This is a genomic window from Nonomuraea sp. NPDC050540, assembly GCF_044457485.1.
Taxonomy (GTDB): Bacteria; Actinomycetota; Actinomycetes; order Streptosporangiales; family Streptosporangiaceae; genus Nonomuraea.
This window is the reverse complement of the sequence record NZ_JBITHA010000014.1, coordinates 131,284-149,475: the sequence shown is the minus strand read 5'-3', so window position 1 is coordinate 149,475 and position 18,192 is coordinate 131,284. Positions and strand designations below refer to the sequence as shown.

Genomic DNA, 18,192 nt, shown 5'->3' with positions numbered 1-18,192 from the left:
TGCCCCCGGCTCTGACCGGGACCTCACCTGATGAGCCCCCTCATCGCCGGGACCTATCGGCTGGAGATTGCCCCCGGCCAGACCGCCACCGCCACGTTCACGGCCACCGGCGACGGCGGCGCCCTCACCATCGAGCGCCCGTGCCAGGACGCCGCCTTCACCTCCGGCCCGCGTACGACGCGAGCCGGAGCGGGTGGCCGGTGCGCGCTTGTCAGGGGTGGAGCAGGGTGGTCGCGAGGATCCTGGCGAGCCATTCCTCGTACGCGGTCTCGGTCCACCCGCAGACCTCGGTAAGTTTCTCGAAGTTCTCCGTCGAGGTGAGGACGTAGATCTGCGCGGCTGCTCCGGCGGGTGTGAGGCCCGGCCGCAGGGCGCCGAGCTCGTGCAGGTGGCGGGCCGGTGCGTGGCTGCCCTTCAGCCTTTCGTGTTCGATGTCGGCGAGGACTTCCTGGAGCCCCGCGTCGGCTGGGGCGGCGGCGGCCGCCGCGCGCAGGACGCGGTGCACGGGCTGGACGCGCCGGAGGATGCCGGTGGCCATCGTGGCGTATCCGGCCAGCTTGCGCACGGGGTCCGGCTCGTCGATGATCGCCTGGATCTCGGGGCGGCCGCTCTGTGGCAGGGGGCGGGCGTCGCCGGCCAGGGTGATGTCGTAGACGAGCTTGGCCAGGGCGGGTTTGCCGCCGGGGGAGGACGTGTACAGCGTCTGGAGTGCCACGCCGGCCTCGCGGGCGACCTCGGCCATGGTCGTGTCGGCGTAGCCCTTCCCGATCATCAGTTTCCGCGCCGCGTCCGCGATCTTCCGCCGCGTGGCCTCGGCCTGCTCCTGGCGTAGGGCGCTGGTGTACGGGCGGCGCTTGCTCTGCTCAGTCATCGCGCACCATGATTCCAGAGACATATTGACTGTATAAGCATCTAATGAAAATGTGTGCGTCTAGTTAACTTGTGACAGGGGAGGGTGTGCCGTGTCCTCGGTGTACGCCGCGTCCAGGGTGGTCGCGCTGCTGCTGGTCGGCCTGTACGCGGGCGGCGTGGTGTTCGTGGTGCTCGCTCCGTCCGTGGCGCGCCTGCCGGGACCCGCGTACGTCCGGTATTGGCAGGCGCTCAACACCGACTACGGCCGGGCCATGCCACCGCTGATGCTGGCCGGCATCGCTGCCCTGGTCGTCGTGGCGGCCTGGTCGTGGCGCCGCGGATGGTTCGCCTTCGGCCTCGTCGCGGCGGCCCTGATCATGGTGATCCTCGCCGTGGTCCTCACCTTGACGGGCCTGGATTCCCTCAACCGGGTCGTGGACGGCTGGGACCCCGACCTCCTGCCCGACGGCTGGGAAGAGAGCCGCCGGCGGTGGCTGGGCCTGCACCTCGTCCGTAGCGCACTCGCGTTGGCGGCGTTCGCCTGCCTGGTCATCGCCCAGACCTTCGACCGCGGCTGAGTGCCGGAGGTCCCGGCGATCGGATCAGTCGCGGCCGGGACGGGCGAGGGCGTCCACCAGAGCGCGGAGCCCGGTCAGGAAGGCGGTCTCGTGATCGAAGGCGCGGAACACGCGGTGGATGCGTTCCGGATCCTCCGCCACGGACGCCAGCAGTTCCTCGCGAGAACCGCGTCGTTCGGGGGTGGCGGCGGGCAGGTAGCTCAGGTGGCCGAGAACGTACCACCAGAGCTGGAGGTAGGCGTCGGTGGCGCGGTGGTCGTCGAGGCCGAGGTCGCCGAACCGGTCCAGGGCCCAGGTGAACATCAAGGTGGCCCGCGGAGCGAACCATTCGCCCTGACGCAGGATCTCGACGACCCACACATGCCGCGCGAGATAGGCGTCCAGCCCGGCGAACGCGGTGACCAGGCGCTCCTGCGGCGTGCCCTCGTCGCCGGGTAGCGGCGGCAGCCCTTTCGCCACGTCGTCCAGCAGGGCGAGGATCAGTGCGCGCTTGTCCTCGATATGCCGGTATATCGCCATCGGCGCCGCGCCCAGTTCGGCGGCGACCCGGCGGATGGTCAGCCCTTCGATGCCCTCGGACTCGGCCACCCGGCGCCCGGCGGCCACCACCACCTCGCGGGTGAGGAACTGGCGGCGTCGGCTGGCACTCGAACGGGCGATCACTCCCTCCACTGTAGTGGCGCGAGCCTACTGCCGATCCTGAAGTAAGGCTACCCTTGCTTTAGTGTACTAAGTACGCAAGAGTTCGCGGAGCGAGACGCTCTAGCGCCCGAAAATGATTATCGTTACTCTCTCGCTGTCCGGCTTGATGAGAAAGGTGTGGGGATGTCCTTGATGTCAACGGCGCAGCGGGCGCCATCGGTGCTGGCTCCGGCACGCGCCACACTGATCGGCTGCGGTCTCCTGACCGCGGTCAGCGCGCTCGCCGGCATGGCGCCTCTGGTGGCCGTGGTGGAGATCAGCCGGCGCCTGCTGCGCGGGGACACGGACGTGTGGCCGATCATCGCGGTCGCGCTCGTGGCGCTGGCGGTCAAGCAGCTCGGCACCTTCGGCGCGGGCGTTCTGACACATCTGGCCGACATCCGGGTCTCCTTCGGCATCCGCCGCGCCCTGCTGGGCAAGTTGCGCAGGCTCCCCCTCGGCTGGTTCACCGATCGCAACTCCGGAACGGTGAAGAAGACCGTCGAGGACGACGTGGCGGCGCTTCACCAGCTCATCGCGCACTCCGTGGTGGAGGTCACCGCGGCTGCGGTCCCGCCGGTGGTGGCGATCGTGTACCTCGTGGTCGTCGACTGGCGCATGGCCCTGGTCGGCCTGCTGCCCATGGTGGTCGGGCTGGTCGTCTACCAGCGGGCGATGGCCGACGCGGGCACGAAGTACCCGGAGTTCATGGAGTGGCTGACCCGCCTCAACGGCGCCGCGGTCGAGTTCGTCAACGGCATCGGCGTCGTGAAGGCGTTCGGCGTGCCCGGCGCCGCCAGCAGCCGCTTCCAGGAGGTCTCGCGGAGCTTCGCGCGGTTCTTCCTGGACTGGGCCCGCTCGACGAGCTCCGCGGGCGTCATCGCGGAGATCCTCCTGTCGCCGCCCAGCGTGCTCGTCGTCATGGCGAGCGCGGGAGGCGCGCTCACCGCGGCGGGTCAGTTGCCGGTCGAGAGCTTCATCGCCTTCCTGGTGTTCGGTACGGTCACCACCGCGGGCTTGATGACGGTCATGATGTCGATCCATCCACTGGTCACGGCCATGAGCGTGGCCCGGCGCATCCGCGACGTGCTCTCCGGCCCCGAACTGCCCGTCCCGGCCCGCCCGGTCGTGCCCGACCAGGACACGCCCGGCCCCGTGGTCAGGATGCGCGGGGTCCGTTTCACCTACGGCGACACCGTGGCACTGGACGGAGTCGACCTCGACCTCGAACGCGGCACGGTGACCGCGCTGGTCGGCCCGTCCGGATCCGGCAAGTCCACGCTGGCCAAGCTGCTGCCCCGCTTCGACGACCCGCAGGAGGGCTCGGTCGAGCTCTACGGCGTCGGCCTGCGTGACATCGACCCCGCCGAGCTGTACCGCCACGTGGCCTTCGTCTTCCAGGACGCGGCCCTGCTGCGCATGAGCATCAGGGACAACATCCGCCTGGCCCGCCCGGACGCCGACGACGCGGCCGTTCGCGCCGCCGCCGCCCAAGCACAGATTCTGGACCGCCTCGACGAACTGCCCCGCGGACTCGACTCGGTGGCCGGCGAGGACGCCGAGTTGTCCGGCGGCGAACGGCAGCGGGTGTGCATCGCCCGCGCGATCCTCGCCGACCGGCCGGTGCTGGTGCTGGACGAGGCGACCGCGAGCGCCGACCCGGAGAACGAGGCCCGCATCCAGGACGCGCTGAGCGAGGTCGCCCGCGACCGCACCGTGCTGGTCATCGCCCATCGTCTGAGCACCGTCCGCGGCGCCGACCGGATCGTCGTGCTGGACGGCGGCCGGGTGGCGGAGCGGGGACGGCACGAGGAACTGCTGGCTCTCGACGGGCTCTACGCGCGCCTGTGGGAGCACGACCAGCGCACGCGCGAGGACATCGTGGCCGGAACGGAGACGCGCTGATGATCACCATGATCCGATACCTGTCCGAGGTGCTGGACGAGAAGGGCAGGCGGCATCTGCGGGTCATGCTCATGGCCCAGGCGGCGCAGGGAGTCCTGCAGGGACTGGGCTTCCTCTTCGTGGCGCCCCTCGTCGCCACCCTGACGAGCCCGCCCGTGGACTGGAGCCGGTTCTGGCTCTGGCTGGGCGCGATCGCCGCCGCGGTCGGCGTCCATCACGTGCTGCTGGCCAAGAGCACCTCGCTGGGCTACCTCGTCGGCACGGACGTGCTCACCAGCTTCCACGAGCGCATCGGCAACCACCTCGCCACGCTCCCGATCGGCTGGTTCGGCGGCGACCGTACCGGACCGGTCGGGCGCATCCTCGGCAAGGGCACCATGGACGTGGCCAACATCCCCGCCCACCTGCTGAGGCATGTCGTCGTCGGCGTGACCGCGCCCACGGTCATGATCATCGGCAGCTTCCTGCTCGACTGGCGGATCGGCCTGGCCTTCACCGTCGGCGCGGTGGTGTGCGCCCTGGCACTGCGGCTGCTCATGGTGATCGTCCGCCGTAACGACGACGACTACGAGCACGACATCGGCGCGACGTCCTCCCGCATCGTCGAGTACGCCCGCCAGCAGCCGGTCCTGCGCGCCTACGGTGTGCTCGACCGGCCGGAGATGGGCACGCTGGAGGAGTCCCTGATCCGTCAGGAAGGATCGCAGTCCCGGCTGACGATCCGCGGCGCGTGGGGGCTGATCGTGTTCTTCGGCACCCTGCAACTCGTGGTCACGGCCGTCATCGCGCTCGCGGTCGCACTCACCCTGCAGAGCACCATCGCGCTTCCGGTCATGATCGGCGTACTGATCGTCACCCTGCGCATGCTGGATCCGATCACCCAGCTCGGCGAGCTGGCCGGGCACGTACAGGTCAACGCCGACGCCATCGGGCGCGTCCGCGCGCTGCTGGCGGTGCCACCGCTGCCCGAGCCGGAGCGCCCCGCCGAGCCCGCGGGCTCCGGCATCGAGCTGAGCGGGGTCCGCTTCGGCTACGAAGACGGCCCGGTCGTCCTGGACGGCGTCGACGTGACGATCCCGCTGGGGAGCTTCACCGCCATCGTGGGGCCGTCCGGCGCGGGCAAGAGCACGCTGCTGAAGCTCATCGGCCGCTTCTTCGACGTCGACTCGGGCACGGTCGCCATCGGCGGGCAAGACGTCCGCGAGCTCGGGAGCGCGGGCGTGTCCCGGCTGACGGCACAGGTGTTCCAGGACGTCTACCTGTTCGAGGGCACCATCGCCGACAACCTCCGCATGGCCGCGCCGGACGCGAGCGACGCCGACCTCGGCCGCGTGGCCGCCATCGCGCGGCTCGACGAGGTCGTCGAACGTCTCCCCGACGGCTGGCACACCCGGGTCGGTGAGGCGGGCTCGACCCTGTCCGGCGGGGAGAAGCAGCGAGTCTCGATCGCCCGCGCCCTGCTCAAGGACGCTCCCGTCGTGCTCCTGGACGAGGCCACGGCCGCCCTCGACGCGGCCAACGAGGCCGCCGTCGCCGACGCCATCACCGAACTGGCCCGCGACCGCACCGTCATCGTCGTCGCCCACCGTCTGTCCACCGTGGTCGCCGCCGACCGCATCCTCGTCCTCGACCGAGGAAAGATCACCGAGCAGGGCGACCACGACGCGCTCCTCGCCGCGGGAGGCACCTACGCCCGCTTCTGGAACGAGCGGGTACGCGCCCGCGGCTGGCAACTCGCCTCGAAGGGAACACCGTGACCACGACCACTTCGCCCGAGCGCCGTCTCGACCCGCGCATGAGCCCGAGAGACCTCATCAACATCGGCGTCTTCGGCGCCCTCTACCTCGCCGTCGTGTTCGCGATCAACATGCTGGGCTTCCTCAACCCGGCCGTCATGCTGGCCGCCCTCGTCGCGAGCATCGTGGCCGCCGGAGTCCCGTTCATGCTGTTCCTCACCCGGGTACGGCACGCGGGCATGGTCACGGTCTTCGCGATCATCACCGGCGGATTCCTCATGCTCACCGGGCATCCGCTGATCAGCTTCGTGATCACCATCGGCTGCGCGCTGGCCGCGGAGCTGATCATCTGGGTCGGCCGGTACGCCTCACGCCGCCTGAGCGTGCTCGCCTACGCCGTCTACTCCGCCTGGTACGCCGGGCCGATGATGCCCATCTTCTACGACCGCGACGCCTACTTCGCCGGCCCTTCGATGCAGGCGATGGGCGCCGACTTCGTCAGCCAGATGCGGACGCTGCTCTCCCCGCCGGTCCTGCTCGCCTTCGACGTCTCCACGATCGTCTTCGGCCTGCTCGGCGGGCTGCTCGGCCTGCGGCTGACCCGTAAGCACTTCGAGAAGGCGGGCCTGGCGTGAGCACCGGCGCCATGGCGTCGCGCGGGCGCGCCGCGACGGCGGCTCGCCCGAGCCCGCTGCTGCGGCTGGACCCGCGGACCAAAGCGCTGCTCGTGCTCGCGACGAGCCTGGTGGTCATGGCCCCGCAGGGCGCCTCGTTCGTGCCCGCCGCGCTCGTCCTCGGCGTGCTACTCGCGCTCAACGAGGGTGCCTGGGTACGCGCGCTCGCCCTGCCGGCCGGTGCCGCCGCCATCGGAGCCGTCGCCCACCTGCTGCCGGTGCTCCTCCCGCATCCGGCGGTCGGCATGGTCGCGACCCTGGCCGCGTACCTGGTCCGCTTCGTCGCCATCGGCGGCGTGGCCCTGCACCTGATCTCCACGACCTCTCCCACGGAGCTGACGGCGGCGCTGCGCGCCGCCCGGGTGCCGAGGGCGATCACCGTCTCCGCGGCCGTGATGCTGCGGTTCCTGCCGACGATCTTCGCCGAGGCCCGCGCCGTGTACGACGCCATGCGGCTGCGGGGGATAGGCGGATGGCGTGGCATGCTGCGCCACCCCGTGCTCGGCATCGAACGCTTCACGGTCCCGCTCATCGCCTCGAGCCTGCGCGTGGCCGAGGACCTGTCCGCCTCGGCGCTTCTGCGCGGGCTCGGCTCGCCTTCCCGCCCCAGCTCGATGCGCCCGCCACGGCTCGCCGCCGCCGACGGCGCGGCCGTTCTCGTCGCCCTGGCGCTGGGCACGGCCACGGTCCTGTGGTGATCCGGATCGACGGGGTGCGCTGGACCTACGCCGGCGCGACAAGCCCCACGCTCGACGGCCTCACCCTGCACGTGCGGCGCGGAGAGACGGTCGTGCTGTGCGGGCCCAGCGGGTCGGGCAAGAGCACCGCGCTCAGGCTCATGAACGGCCTCGTTCCGCACTTCCACGACGGCGAGCTCGACGGCGCAGTGCACCTCGACGGGCAGGCCGTCGCCGACCTGACGCTCGACCAGCTCGGCCGCCGCACCGGCACCGTGCTCCAGCATCCCCGGCGCCAGTTCTTCACCGACGAGTGCGAGGCCGAACTCGCCTTCGCGATGGAGAACTTCGGCGAGCCCGCGGAGCGAATCAGGGAACGCGTCAGCGCGGCCGCCGCGGAACACCACCTGCGCCCTTTCGCCGGACGCAGGCTGCAGAACCTGTCAGGAGGACAGCAACAGCAGGTGGCCTGTGCCGCCGCGGCCGCCCACGGTCCGTCGTTGCTGCTGTTCGACGAGCCCACCTCGAACCTGTCCGCCGCCGCGGTCGAACGCTTCACGGCCACGCTGGCCCGGCTCCGCGCGAGCGGCGCGACCATCGTCATCGCCGAGCACCGCCTGCACTTCCTGCGCGGCGTCGCCGACCGCGTCGTCGCCCTGCGCGAGGGCCGCGTCGACGCGCAGTGGCGGGGTGCGGAGTTCGCCGCCCTCGACGACGACACCCTGGCGGCCGAAGGGTTGCGTTCCCTCGACCCCGTCCGGCGTCCGGAGGCACCCCGCGTCTTCGCCCGGGGCCCCAGCGTCGACCCGGGCACGCCTTCGGCGCGGCACTCGGGGGCAGGCGTGACCCTGCGCGGCGTCCGGTGCGCCTTCCGCGGCCGCCGGGTGCTCGACATCGAGGAGGCGTACCTGCCGGCCGGCGCGATCACCGCCGTGACCGGCCAGAACGGCGCCGGCAAGAGCACGCTCGCCCGCGTACTGACCGGCCTGCAACGACACGAGGGCGAGATGTCGCTGGACGGGCGGCGGCTCGGCCGGGCCGAACGCCAGCGTGTGAGCGGCATCGTCATGCAGGACGTGCAACGGCAACTGTTCACCGACAGCGTGAGCGCCGAGCTCAGGCTCAGCGGGTCCGGCGCGCCGCAGGTCGGCGGCCTCCTGCGTGACCTCGACCTCGAGTCTCTGCGGGACCGGCACCCGTTGTCCCTCTCGGGCGGGCAGCAGCAACGCCTGGTCGTCGCCGCGGCCCGGCTCGGCGCTCGCCGGATCGTCGTGTTCGACGAGCCCAGCTCCGGCGTCGACCGCCGTCACCTGCACTCCGTCGCGCGGATCATGCGCGAGCTCGCGGCCGAAGGCGTCACCGTGCTCGTCATCAGCCACGACGACGATCTTCTGGCCCTCGCCGCCGACCAGGAGCTCAGGCTCAGGGCCCTCGGTGGAGCGTGAGCGAGAAAGGTGCCGATCACCTGGCCGGCCGGGCCATCCGCGTCGGTGGGGTCGGGGCAGACCCGCCATGCGCCTGTTGAGGTATGCGTTGGCCCAGCTCACGGCGAGGTTGGCCGTGCACGGCGTGCGCCGGCTCCGCCCCTCAGGAGAGGGTGCCGCTTCGCCTGACCCATCTCGCTGCAAGCCGGCCTGACCGGGAACCTGGAGTAGGTTGCCGTAGTCATCGCGATATATCTTGACTTGGAGTGCAACGCGACATATCGTGACTTCCCGGCGATGCGTATCGACCCCTGGAGGGACGATCTCATGAACGAACTGGTGCCTGCCCTGGTTGTCCTCTTCATCGTCGTCCTCGTGCTGCTGTCGGTCTTGCAACTAGCCCTCGTGTGCGGCGCGCCATGGGGGAGCCTGGCATGGGGTGGGCGGCACCGGGTCCTACCGGGACCACTGCGGGTTGGCAGCGGTATCGCGCTGGTGCTCTATGTCGCGTTCGCAGTCGTGGTCGTGGACCGTGTCGGATGGATCGACGTGGTGGCAGACCCCGTCGCGGGTATCGGCACCTGGGCGGTGTTCGGGTTCGCCGTGCTCAGCGTCATCCCCAATGCGGTGTCCCGAAGCAAGCCGGAGCGGTATGTCGGAACATCCGCCGCGTTCATGCTCGCCGCGGCCAGCCTCGGCGTCGCGCTCAACGCGGCGTCGATTTCGTAAGCCGTCCTCGAACGCTGCGGCTGCCGACAATCCCGTCCGGCCAGGTCATGGTCTTGGAACGGCAGCTCGGCGCCGGTGCGCGGGTGAGGTTCGCTCCCGAGGACCGCTTCTTCCCGGCGGAGCTCCTGACCTCACTGCCCCGCGCGGTCCTGCACAGGCTGCGGCTTGTGGTCGGCCCGGACGCCATCCTGCGCCGGCACCGCGAGTCCGTGAGGCAGCAGCATGCCCGGACCTGTCGGCCGAAGCGGCGAGGGCGCCCAGCCGCAGTCCGTCATCTCCGCCGCCACGGCCGCCCAGGCCCACGAGTTCGGCACCCGCCTGTCCGGCGGCCGGCGCCAGCGCATCGCCATCGCCCGCGCCATCCTCAAGGACGCGCCCATCCTCGTCGTGGACGAAGCCGTCTCCAGCCTCGACACCGAAAGCGAGCAGGAGGTCGCGGCCGCCATGTCCTCCGTCCGTCCGACCGCACCACGCTGATCATCGCCCACCGGCTGTCCACCATCCTGACCGCCGACCGCATCGTGGTACGGGAATCCCGCCGCGTCGCCGAGGCCGGCACCCATGAGGCTCCTGACCGGCGATGGCGCCTACACCCGCCTCATATCCGCCCAACTGACCGGATCCGTGTCATGATGGCCGGGTAAAGGCGAGCGCGGACTGAGGAAGCCGGTGTGACTCCGGCGCGGTCCCGCCACTGTGATCGGCGAGCGGATCCCCTCGACGCCACCACCCTTCCCCGAGGGGTGGGAAGGCGGGGACGAGCCTCGACCCGAGAGCCAGGAGACTCACGCGGTCGCCTCCTCGACGACCTGGGGCGGATTTCCCCGGAGAGGAGCAGGCCATGGCGCCTGAAGAACGATGGCGTGCCGTCGGCCGCTCGATCCCGCCGTGAGTAGTCCCTGATCTCTCCAGAAACTGCCGGATTTGCCGTCCGGCCATTTAGTCATGCCCTTTTTGAGAATGGAGCCTGGAGTTATGGAAGCGGCGTCGGAAGAGTCCGTCCGCAGCACGCTCGAGGAAATCGCCGAATTCGGTTCGTTCTTCGCTCCGCACCTTGGCGGCGACCCCGCGGGATGGCACGACGTGAGCGCCGACTACGCGCGCGGATTCACCGATCTGGTCGAGGCGACCGCCGCCAGGTACGACACCGCCGAGTTGCGCATCGGCGCCTCCATCGCCCAGCTGAGCCACGCCGCGCGCCTCTGGTCGCCTGTCGTGGGCGCCGTGCTCACCCGCGGAGTCATCCCCGACCTGACCCGGCTCGACCGCGCCGACGACGACTCACGCCTGCGGCTGCCCACGCTCGCGGGATGGCATGCAGGGACGGAAGGCCAGGTCGCCGCCCTGCTCTACGACATGGTGGTGCGCCGCCACCTCGAACCGTTCGCGCGCGGCCTGCGGGTGAAAGTCGCCCCCGGACTCCTGTATGGCAACGCCGCCTCGGCCGTCGCCGAAGCCGGACGTGCCGTGGCAACCGCCCGCCCGGAGCTCGCCCCCCGGGCCGCTCGGCTGGTGAACCTGCTGCTGGCCACTGGCGGGCTGGCCGGGAAAGGCTCCCTCACCTCTCCAGAACTCGCGTTCCGGCGCACCACGTGCTGTCTCTATTACCGGGTGCCGGACGGCGATAAATGCGGGGACTGCGCCCTGCTGGACAAATGAATTCTTGAAATCCCGGTGAGCCTGTGCCTAAAGTTCTTGCGAAGAGTTCGCAACTGCATCACTTGTGCAGAATGCCGAAGGAGGACGCACATGGCGCACCACGGTTTCGCCGAACCCGATGACCCGCAGACCTGCCTGAAGTCCCACACCCCCGCGGTGGACTCGCCGTTCGAGTGGCGTGAGGACGACGACGAGTAAGACCTGATTTCCCGGTCCCGGCACACCCAGGAAGGTCTTGCTCATGATCCGCGAAGTGCGCCGGGACCGGCCACGCCACCCTGTCGTCGCCAGCATGGTCTCGTACACCGCTGTTCAAGGGACAGAGGTGACCGGTGGCGCGGCCCTCGGTGACGAAGACGCAGCTCGCCTGGCCGCGATCGGGGAGGCGATCGAGCGCCATTGCGCCAACCAGGTGCCCGGCGGCCTGACCCGAGCCGCCCACCGAGATCTGACCGAACCCGCACTCGACCCTCGGGACTTCGCCCTCTATTCTCCCGCCCAGTACGCGGCCAAGGGCTTTCCGTTCGTCCCGATGACCCGGGAACTGGAGATCACCTGGGTGCCCGCCGAGGACCTGACCTCGGGGGAGCGGGTCCTGGTGCCCGCCTCGCTGGTCTACGTCAACTACTTCACCGGCCCACGCCGCGGCGAGCCGTACACCAACTACCCGGTCCTGGCCGGTACCGCCGCCGGCCCGACGCGGGAGCAGGCGAGGCGGGCGGCCCTGCGTGAAGTGCTGGAACGTGACGCGGTCACGCTCTGGTGGGCCGGCCGCCATGAAGCCGCCCCGCTCCCGGTGCCCGAGACGGGCCCGCTGGCCACCGCGCTGGGCGAGGCGGCGACGTCCGGGCTGACGGTCACGCCGCTGGAGATTCCATCGGAATTCGGGGCGATCGTCGCCGGGGTCTTCGTCGAGGACCGCGAGCGCGGGATCGTGGGATTCGGCAGCGCCTGCCGGGAGACCGCTGAGGAGGCCGCAGCCAAGGCGTTCACCGAGGCCATCGGCACCTATGAGACCGGCCGCGTGCTGCTGCGCCTGGATCCCGGACCACCGTACCTGCCACGCCGCGCCGACCGCCGCTACCTCGACGACCTGCGGCGCGGCTGGCGTTCGGTCAACGACGTGCGCCTGCACGTCCAGCTCTACCTGGATGAACGCCTGCGGGGCGAGACGCTCGACCGGTTGCGCCACCCCGCAGGATCGCCCGCCAGGGGCGCGGCGACCTTCCGGGCCTACGCCGTGGACCTCACCGTCGCAGGCATGGACCTGCACGTCGCCCGGGTCATCGTGCCCGGCCTGTCCTGCAACGCCCCGGCCGCGTTTCCGTTCCTGGGCGGGAGCCGGATCCCGCCGTCATCAGATCTGACACCGGTGCCCCTGCCCTTCGCGTGAACCCAGGAGGAGACGAAGACATGCGGCTCGGACTTGCGATGGGCTACGGCGGCGAGCCGATGGAGGAGGTGCTGCCGGCGATCCGGCACGCCGAGAGCATCGGCGTCGACTCCGTGTGGAGCGTGGAGGAGTACGGACCGGACGCCGTCAGCGTGCTCGGCTACCTGGCCGCCGTGACCGAGCGCATCGAGCTGGGCACCGCGATCATGCAGATCCCGGCCCGTACACCGGCCGCCACGGCGATGACCGCGATGACGCTGGACGTGCTGTCGCGCGGCCGGTTCCAGCTCGGCCTCGGGCTGTCGGTGCCGTGGATCGTAGAGGGCTGGCACGGCCTGCCGTACGACCGGCCGCTGCGCCGCACCCGGGAGTACGTCGAGATCGTGCGTAAGGCCATCGCGCGCGAGGAACGGGTGGAGTACGCCGGCGAACTGTACCGCCTGCCGTACACGGGTGCGGGCTCCACGGGGCGGGCGCGGCCGATCCGCTCGGAGATGACACCGCTCTGGCCGCGCATTCCGCTGTATCTGGCGGCCATTGGGCCCGGCAACCTGTCGCTCACCGGTGAGCTCGCCGACGGGTGGCTGTCGGGGATGTACGCGCCCGAGCACGAGGCCGCGATCCTGGCTCCGCTGGACGCGGGCATCGCCGGGGCAGGTCGCGCGCCGGGGGATGTGAAGATCTGCCCCATTCTGTACGTCGCGCACGCTGACACGGTTGAGGCGGGGCGGGAGCGGTTACGCCCGCTCTACTCCCATCTGATCGGCGCGGCTTCGCCTGGCGTGCGTAACACCTATGCCGACGTGGTCGTCCAGATGGGGTACGAGGGCGCGGCTCACGACATCCGTAAGCACTTCGCCGCCGGTGACCGTGATGCCGCCACGGCCGCGGTGCCCGACCGGCTGCTCGACGAGGTGGCCTTGATCGGCCCGATCGAGGCCATGACCGAGCGGCTCGCCGTGTGGCGGGAGTCCCGGGTGGACACGGTCATCCTGCTCGACCGCGACCCGGCCTTCCTGGAGGCCGCACGGGCCGTGCTGTGAGACGGATGTGGGCGCTGACGGTGCCGTTGCTGGTGGCGGGGCTGACGCAGATCGTCGTCAACGTCGTCGACACCGTCATGCTGGCCCGATACTCCACGACCGCGCTGGCCGCCTTCGCGCTGGCCGCGCCCGTCTACCTGATCGCCCTGGTCGTGGTGCGTGGCTGGGCCACCGCCGTGCAGATCAAAGTGGCGCAGGCGCATGGCGCCGGCACACCCGCGGCGGTGATGCGAGTCGTCCGCGTGGGGTTGGGCACCTCGATCCTGGCCGGGGCCGCGATCGGCGCCGTCCTGTACGCCGTCGCCGGATCGGCGCTGACCCTGCTGGGTGCCTCCGCCGAGCTGGCGGGGCCGGGGGTGGAGTACCTGCGGGTGCTGGCGTTCGCGGTGCCGTTCGCCGCCGCCTCCTTCACCCTGCAGAGCGCCTGCTCCGGAGTCGGGGTGACGCGGGCGGCGATGTGGCACGCGCTGCTGGTCAACGCGGTGAACCTGCCGCTCGGGCTGTGGCTGATCTTCTCCGCGGGTCTCGGCGTCACCGGCGCGGCTCTGGCCACCCTGGCGGCCACCGTCGCCGGCACCGCGTTCCTGCTGGTGTACGGCCGCGCCCGGTTGCCCCGGGTGGCCGCCGACGGCCGGCCCGTGGCCGGGGAACTGTGGCGGATCGGCTGGCCGGAGATGAGCGCGATGGGCGTCGGCTACCTCAACGAGGCGCTGCTCGCAGGCTTCGCCGCCCGGATGGGCACTCTGGAGCTGGCCGCGTACCGGATCGTGGACAACCTGCTGCTCATCGTCTTCACCGTGATGGCCTCGGCCTCGGCGTCCGTAGTCATCCTGGCTGGGCAGGAGATCGGCGCGGGCCAGACGGACCGGGCGGTGCACCGGCGGCGCACCGGGACCCGGCTACTGCTGATCGTCTTCGCCGTGCCGGCCGGGTCGCTCCTGCTCGGCGGTACCACGGTCCTGTCGTGGTTCAGCGACAACCCCGAGGTCGTCGCCCTGGCCTGGCAGGTGGTGCCGCTGGCCATGCTGAGCCTGGCGCCCATGGTGCCCGCGATGGCCTCCGGCAGCTTCCTGCGCGCCCAGGGCGACACCCGCTCGGTGATGCTGGCCAACGTCGCCTGCGACTACCTTCTGCTCATCCCACTCTCCTGGCTGCTCGGCCTGACCTTCGGCCTCGGGCTGCCCGGGATCTATCTGGCGTGGAACGCCTTCGCGATCCTCCTGGCCGTGCTTCTTGGGCTGCGTGCCCGGCGCGGCTCAGTGATGTCGACCACCCATGAACGGGGAGCATGATGAGATGGGTACGTCGGATCGCCGCGTTCGGCCGGTATTCCACCAGCCCGGCCGGTGTGGACGCGACGGCGGTGAGGCGCTCGGAGAAGGCTGCGCGAGAAGCGGCCACCTGAGCACCTCCTTGGCGGAAAGCGGAGATGAGCACTCTCGGCGGCCGGCGCAGCTGTGACGAACCCAGGCCTGTCATAGGAGGTAGCGCAGCCACAAGTAAGGGGTGACCAGCGCCACGGTGACCAGGGCGACGATCAGTCCGTACTTGGTGAACTGCCAGAAGCTGATCGGGGTGCCGTTGCGGGCGGCGATGCCGATGACGACCACGTTGGCGGCAGCGCCGACGGCGGTCGCGTTGCCGCCCAGGTCGGCGCCGAAGGCCAGCGCCCACCACAACACCTGAGCGCTGTCGTTGCCGCCCGAGGCTTGGACGAGGTCGGCCACGATCGGGCTCATGGTGGCCACATAGGGGATGTTGTCCACGATGGCCGACAAGGCGGCCGAGGCCCACAGCAACACCATCGTGGCCAGCCCGAGCTGACCGGCGGTGGCGTCGACCGCCATGCGGGAGACCTGGCCGATCACCCCGGTCTCGACCAGCGCGCCGACCATGACGAACAGGCCCATGAAGAACACCAGCGTGGGCCATTCGACCTCGGCGATGGCCTGCTCCGTGGTCACCTTGGTGGCCGCCACCAGCAGACCGGCGCCCAGGACCGCTACCACCGAGGGTTCGTAGTGCAGCACCGGATGCAGCACGAACGCCGCTATCACCAGGCCCAGCACAGCCAGGCTCTGCCACAGCAGAGCGCGGTCGGCGATCGCCTCCCGCTCATTGAGCCCCATGATCTCGGCGGCGCGTTTCGGGTCGTAGACGAACACCTTGCGGAACAAGATCCTGCACAGTCCGGCGAACACCACCATGAGCACGGTGACCATCGGCGCCATATGCACGAGGAAGTCATTGAACGACAACCCGCCCCGGCTGGCGATGATGATGTTGGGCGGATCCCCGATCAGGGTGGCGGCGCCGCCGATGTTGGAGGCCATCGCTTCGGCGATCAGGTACGGCACCACCGGCAACGCCATCCGCTGGCACACCAGGAAGGTGACCGGCGCGATCAGCAGCACCGTGGTCACGTTGTCCAGCAGCGCCGACGCGCACGCGGTGATCACCACCAGCAGTACCATCAGCCGGTACGGCCGGCCGCGAGCACGCTTGGCCGCCCAGATGGCCAGGTACTCGAACACGCCGGTCTGCTTGAGCACCCCGACGATCACCATCATGCCCAGCAGCAGGAAGATGACATTCCAGTCGACACCGGTCCGCTCGGAGAAGAACGCCGCTCCGGCGTCGCTGGCGTGGATGAGCAGCATGATCCCGGCGCCGCCGAGCGCGGCGGCGACCCGGTGGATGCGTTCGGTGGCGATCAGCGCGTAGGCGCCGAGGAAGACCGCAACCGACAGCCAGGCCAGCACGGTCACCGGGCCAGCAGCCCGTCCATGAGCGCCTGCAGAGTGACGGCCCCCAGCAGACGATCCCCGCTGACGATCGCGACCAGCGGGCTGTGTGTGCGCGCCATCAGCGCGGCCAGCTCCAGCGCGGTGGCCTCCGCGTCGGTGACCGGCAGCTCGCGGGCCTGGGCGGGCAGCGCCTCGCGTACGGTCCGGCCGGTCAAGGAGGTGAGCAGGGCATCGGCGTGCGCTTCGTCCACCACCCGAGCCAGCGCGGGATCGTCCTGGCAGTAGCCGGGGACGGCCAGGCGAAGTACCTGGGTTCCGGGCAGGATGCTGGCCGGCAGGCCGGACTCGTCGACGACGATCAGGCCGGGCAGATCTTGGTCGGCCAGCAGCCGGGCGGCATCGATCACCGCGGTGTCCAAGGTGACTGTGGGGAAGTCGGTGAGCAGATCGAGAGCGCGCACGGCGGACGCCTTTCCAGGGGTAGACGGCAGAGATTGCCGACCAGACTTCCCGGCGCACCTGTAAGGAATCTATCAATCAGCGTCGAGATCGGCGAGAGCCCCGCCATGCCCGCGCCGACGGCCTTTCGGCCGAAGTGAACGACGACCTCTTTGGGGATCCCGTGCAGGCCTGCCGGATCCCGGCGTGTGATCGTTTCTGTGCACTCGATCTTCCGTTTCCCCGACTGCGACTCGACCCGCGAGGTGGTGCCGAGCTGCCCGTGCTTCCCGTACACGGGCTCGTGCAGCACCATCCCTCGCGGCCCTTTCGGCGGGCGTGCCGGGTCGGCGAGCAGTGACAGGTCTACTTGTCAGCGCGCCAGCGCGCGATGTCCTCATCCGTGACCTCGACGGGACCCGCCGCCTGCTGCGTGATCCTGATGTGGTTGCCGAAGGGGTCACGCAGCGCGCAGTCGATGCCGTACGGCTGCTGCGTGGGCATCTCGGTGAATTCAACACCTTTGGCACGGAGGGCGTCGTAGGTCTTCTGGCAGTTGTCGGTGCTGAGGATCGCGGCGACGCCAAGGGCGCCCTTGGTCACCAGGTCGCGGACCTGGGCGGCGGACTCCTCGCTGAGCGACGGCGGACCCGGCTTTTCCAGGAGGATCGACCGGTCCGGATCGGACGGCAGAGCGACGAGGAGCCAGCGCATGAATCCCATATCGACGTCGGAGGTCACCTGGAAGCCCAGCTTGCCGACGTAGAAGTCCAGCGCCTCGTCCTGGTCGAGCACGTACACGGAATGAATGCTGATACGAGAGAACATGCCTCGAACCCTACGGACGGTAAGGGCGTAACGACTTATCCGAAACGACTCGGTCTGGTCCACGCCTTGATGAAGCACACCGGGACATCGACCGGTGACGTGCCTGCCCGGAACTCGGTGGGGGACATGCCGACGATGGCCCGGAACGTACGGCTGAACGTCCCCAGACTCTCGAACCCGACCTGCGCGGCGAGGTCGGTGATGCTGACCGACGTGGACCGCAGCAACGCCATCGCACGTTCGATCCGCCGCCGTTGCAGGTACCGGTGCGGTGTCTCGCCGAACGTCGCCCGGAACGACCGGGTGAAATGGGTGGGAGACATCAGGGCGATGCGCGCGAGCGCGGGTATGTCGAGGGCGCGGGCGAATTCCCGGTCCATCGCATCCCGTGCACGCAACAGCCGCCGGTTCTGGTCCTCACCCGGGCTGAGCACGAACCAAGCGTAGTCAACGCGGGCAGGCGACGAGCAAGCGACCCATCGACGTGCGGTACGGGCCGGCATCGTAGCCCGCGCGCCGGCCTGCTCACCCCGCGCCCGCCCGTGGGCTCCTGGAGCTGGGGCGGGGATGCCCGGCCTGAACCGCACCAGCTCCACCGAGGGTGAGCGCGCCGGCGAAGATCACTGTGCTTGCTCCTGAAGGACGGACAGGGCTTGAGATGGGCACAAAGTAACGGCGTGGTGTGCCCGCGTGGCGAGCTGGTCGCTGGGCTGGTCGGTCAGCAGGGCCACGATGCCGTCGTCGTCCTGGTCGAAGACGGCCGGTTCGGTCAGGACGCATTGGCCGGAGCCGACGCAACGGCCGGTGTCGGCTTTGATCCGGATCATG

General features: G+C 70.2%; 19 protein-coding genes and 1 riboswitch. Of the genes, 12 read left to right on the top strand and 7 right to left on the bottom strand.

Annotation, left to right across the window (positions count from 1 at the left end; translation table 11 throughout):
- Positions 1-211: 211 nt before the first annotated feature.
- Positions 212-871 carry a TetR/AcrR family transcriptional regulator gene (locus ACIBI5_RS37940; protein ID WP_397254006.1) on the bottom strand — a complete coding sequence of 220 codons (660 nt, stop codon included), beginning with the start codon at positions 869-871 and terminating at the stop codon, positions 212-214.
- 91 nt (positions 872-962) lie between these two features.
- Here ACIBI5_RS37940 and ACIBI5_RS37935 point away from each other — a divergent pair, with 91 nt between their 5' ends.
- Positions 963-1,430 (top strand): DUF1772 domain-containing protein, encoded by a 468-nt coding sequence (locus ACIBI5_RS37935; RefSeq protein WP_397254005.1) that lies wholly within the window; start codon positions 963-965, stop codon positions 1,428-1,430.
- A gap of 24 nt (positions 1,431-1,454) precedes the next feature.
- On the opposite strand, the gene ACIBI5_RS37930 is transcribed toward ACIBI5_RS37935, so the two are convergent.
- On the bottom strand, positions 1,455-2,093 hold the full coding sequence (locus tag ACIBI5_RS37930; protein ID WP_397254003.1) for a TetR/AcrR family transcriptional regulator: 639 nt from the start codon (positions 2,091-2,093) through the stop codon (positions 1,455-1,457).
- Positions 2,094-2,255: 162 nt separating this feature from the next.
- On the opposite strand from ACIBI5_RS37930, the gene ACIBI5_RS37925 reads away from it, so the two are divergent.
- From ACIBI5_RS37925 to ACIBI5_RS37875, 11 genes are all read left to right on the top strand, one after another.
- Positions 2,256-4,016, top strand: a complete 1,761-nt coding sequence (locus ACIBI5_RS37925; protein ID WP_397254001.1) for an ABC transporter ATP-binding protein — start codon at positions 2,256-2,258, stop codon at positions 4,014-4,016.
- The gene (locus ACIBI5_RS37920) at positions 4,016-5,773 is read left to right on the top strand and encodes an ABC transporter ATP-binding protein (RefSeq protein WP_397254000.1); all 1,758 of its coding nucleotides are present in this window, start codon (positions 4,016-4,018) and stop codon (positions 5,771-5,773) included. Before ACIBI5_RS37925 ends, ACIBI5_RS37920 begins: the two co-directional genes overlap by 1 nt.
- Entirely contained in the window at positions 5,770-6,387 is a 618-nt protein-coding gene (locus tag ACIBI5_RS37915) for an MptD family putative ECF transporter S component (RefSeq protein ID WP_397253998.1), read from the top strand. The genes ACIBI5_RS37920 and ACIBI5_RS37915 overlap by 4 nt, the downstream gene beginning before the upstream one ends.
- Positions 6,384-7,124, top strand: a complete 741-nt coding sequence (locus ACIBI5_RS37910; RefSeq protein WP_397253996.1) for an energy-coupling factor transporter transmembrane component T family protein — start codon at positions 6,384-6,386, stop codon at positions 7,122-7,124. The genes ACIBI5_RS37915 and ACIBI5_RS37910 overlap by 4 nt, the downstream gene beginning before the upstream one ends.
- Positions 7,121-8,548 carry an ABC transporter ATP-binding protein gene (locus ACIBI5_RS37905; protein ID WP_397253995.1) on the top strand — a complete coding sequence of 476 codons (1,428 nt, stop codon included), beginning with the start codon at positions 7,121-7,123 and terminating at the stop codon, positions 8,546-8,548. Before ACIBI5_RS37910 ends, ACIBI5_RS37905 begins: the two co-directional genes overlap by 4 nt.
- 306 nt (positions 8,549-8,854) lie before the next feature.
- On the top strand, positions 8,855-9,256 hold the full coding sequence (locus ACIBI5_RS37900) for a hypothetical protein (RefSeq protein WP_397253993.1): 402 nt from the start codon (positions 8,855-8,857) through the stop codon (positions 9,254-9,256).
- Positions 9,257-9,478: 222 nt separating this feature from the next.
- Positions 9,479-9,733 (top strand): ATP-binding cassette domain-containing protein, encoded by a 255-nt coding sequence (locus tag ACIBI5_RS37895; protein ID WP_397253991.1) that lies wholly within the window; start codon positions 9,479-9,481, stop codon positions 9,731-9,733.
- A gap of 130 nt (positions 9,734-9,863) precedes the next feature.
- Positions 9,864-10,064, top strand: a riboswitch (cobalamin riboswitch).
- 167 nt (positions 10,065-10,231) lie between these two features.
- Positions 10,232-10,915, top strand: a complete 684-nt coding sequence (locus ACIBI5_RS37890; RefSeq protein ID WP_397253989.1) for a (2Fe-2S)-binding protein — start codon at positions 10,232-10,234, stop codon at positions 10,913-10,915.
- Positions 10,916-11,156: 241 nt separating this feature from the next.
- Positions 11,157-12,308 carry a YcaO-like family protein gene (locus ACIBI5_RS37885; RefSeq protein WP_397253988.1) on the top strand — a complete coding sequence of 384 codons (1,152 nt, stop codon included), beginning with the start codon at positions 11,157-11,159 and terminating at the stop codon, positions 12,306-12,308.
- Positions 12,309-12,328: 20 nt separating this feature from the next.
- Positions 12,329-13,351 carry an LLM class F420-dependent oxidoreductase gene (locus ACIBI5_RS37880; protein ID WP_397253986.1) on the top strand — a complete coding sequence of 341 codons (1,023 nt, stop codon included), beginning with the start codon at positions 12,329-12,331 and terminating at the stop codon, positions 13,349-13,351.
- Positions 13,352-13,356: 5 nt separating this feature from the next.
- Positions 13,357-14,643, top strand: a complete 1,287-nt coding sequence (locus ACIBI5_RS37875) for an MATE family efflux transporter (protein ID WP_397254292.1) — start codon at positions 13,357-13,359, stop codon at positions 14,641-14,643.
- 183 nt (positions 14,644-14,826) lie between these two features.
- Here the strand turns inward: ACIBI5_RS37875 and ACIBI5_RS37870 are convergent, their stop codons facing one another.
- The 5 genes from ACIBI5_RS37870 to ACIBI5_RS37850 all read right to left on the bottom strand — a co-directional run bounded on the left by ACIBI5_RS37870 (position 14,827) and on the right by ACIBI5_RS37850 (position 18,191).
- Positions 14,827-16,119: an ArsB/NhaD family transporter gene (locus ACIBI5_RS37870; RefSeq protein ID WP_397253984.1), complete on the bottom strand. Its 1,293-nt coding sequence runs from the start codon at positions 16,117-16,119 to the stop codon at positions 14,827-14,829.
- A complete protein-coding gene (locus tag ACIBI5_RS37865) occupies positions 16,116-16,559 on the bottom strand; it encodes a CBS domain-containing protein (protein ID WP_397253982.1) in 444 nt (147 codons plus the stop codon). Before ACIBI5_RS37865 ends, ACIBI5_RS37870 begins: the two co-directional genes overlap by 4 nt.
- 343 nt (positions 16,560-16,902) lie before the next feature.
- Positions 16,903-17,364, bottom strand: a complete 462-nt coding sequence (locus ACIBI5_RS37860) for a VOC family protein (RefSeq protein ID WP_397253981.1) — start codon at positions 17,362-17,364, stop codon at positions 16,903-16,905.
- Positions 17,365-17,399: 35 nt separating this feature from the next.
- A complete protein-coding gene (locus ACIBI5_RS37855) occupies positions 17,400-17,798 on the bottom strand; it encodes a helix-turn-helix domain-containing protein (protein WP_397253979.1) in 399 nt (132 codons plus the stop codon).
- A 186-nt stretch (positions 17,799-17,984) separates the two neighbouring features.
- Positions 17,985-18,191, bottom strand: a complete 207-nt coding sequence (locus ACIBI5_RS37850; protein WP_397253978.1) for a ferredoxin — start codon at positions 18,189-18,191, stop codon at positions 17,985-17,987.
- Position 18,192 lies beyond the last annotated feature (1 nt).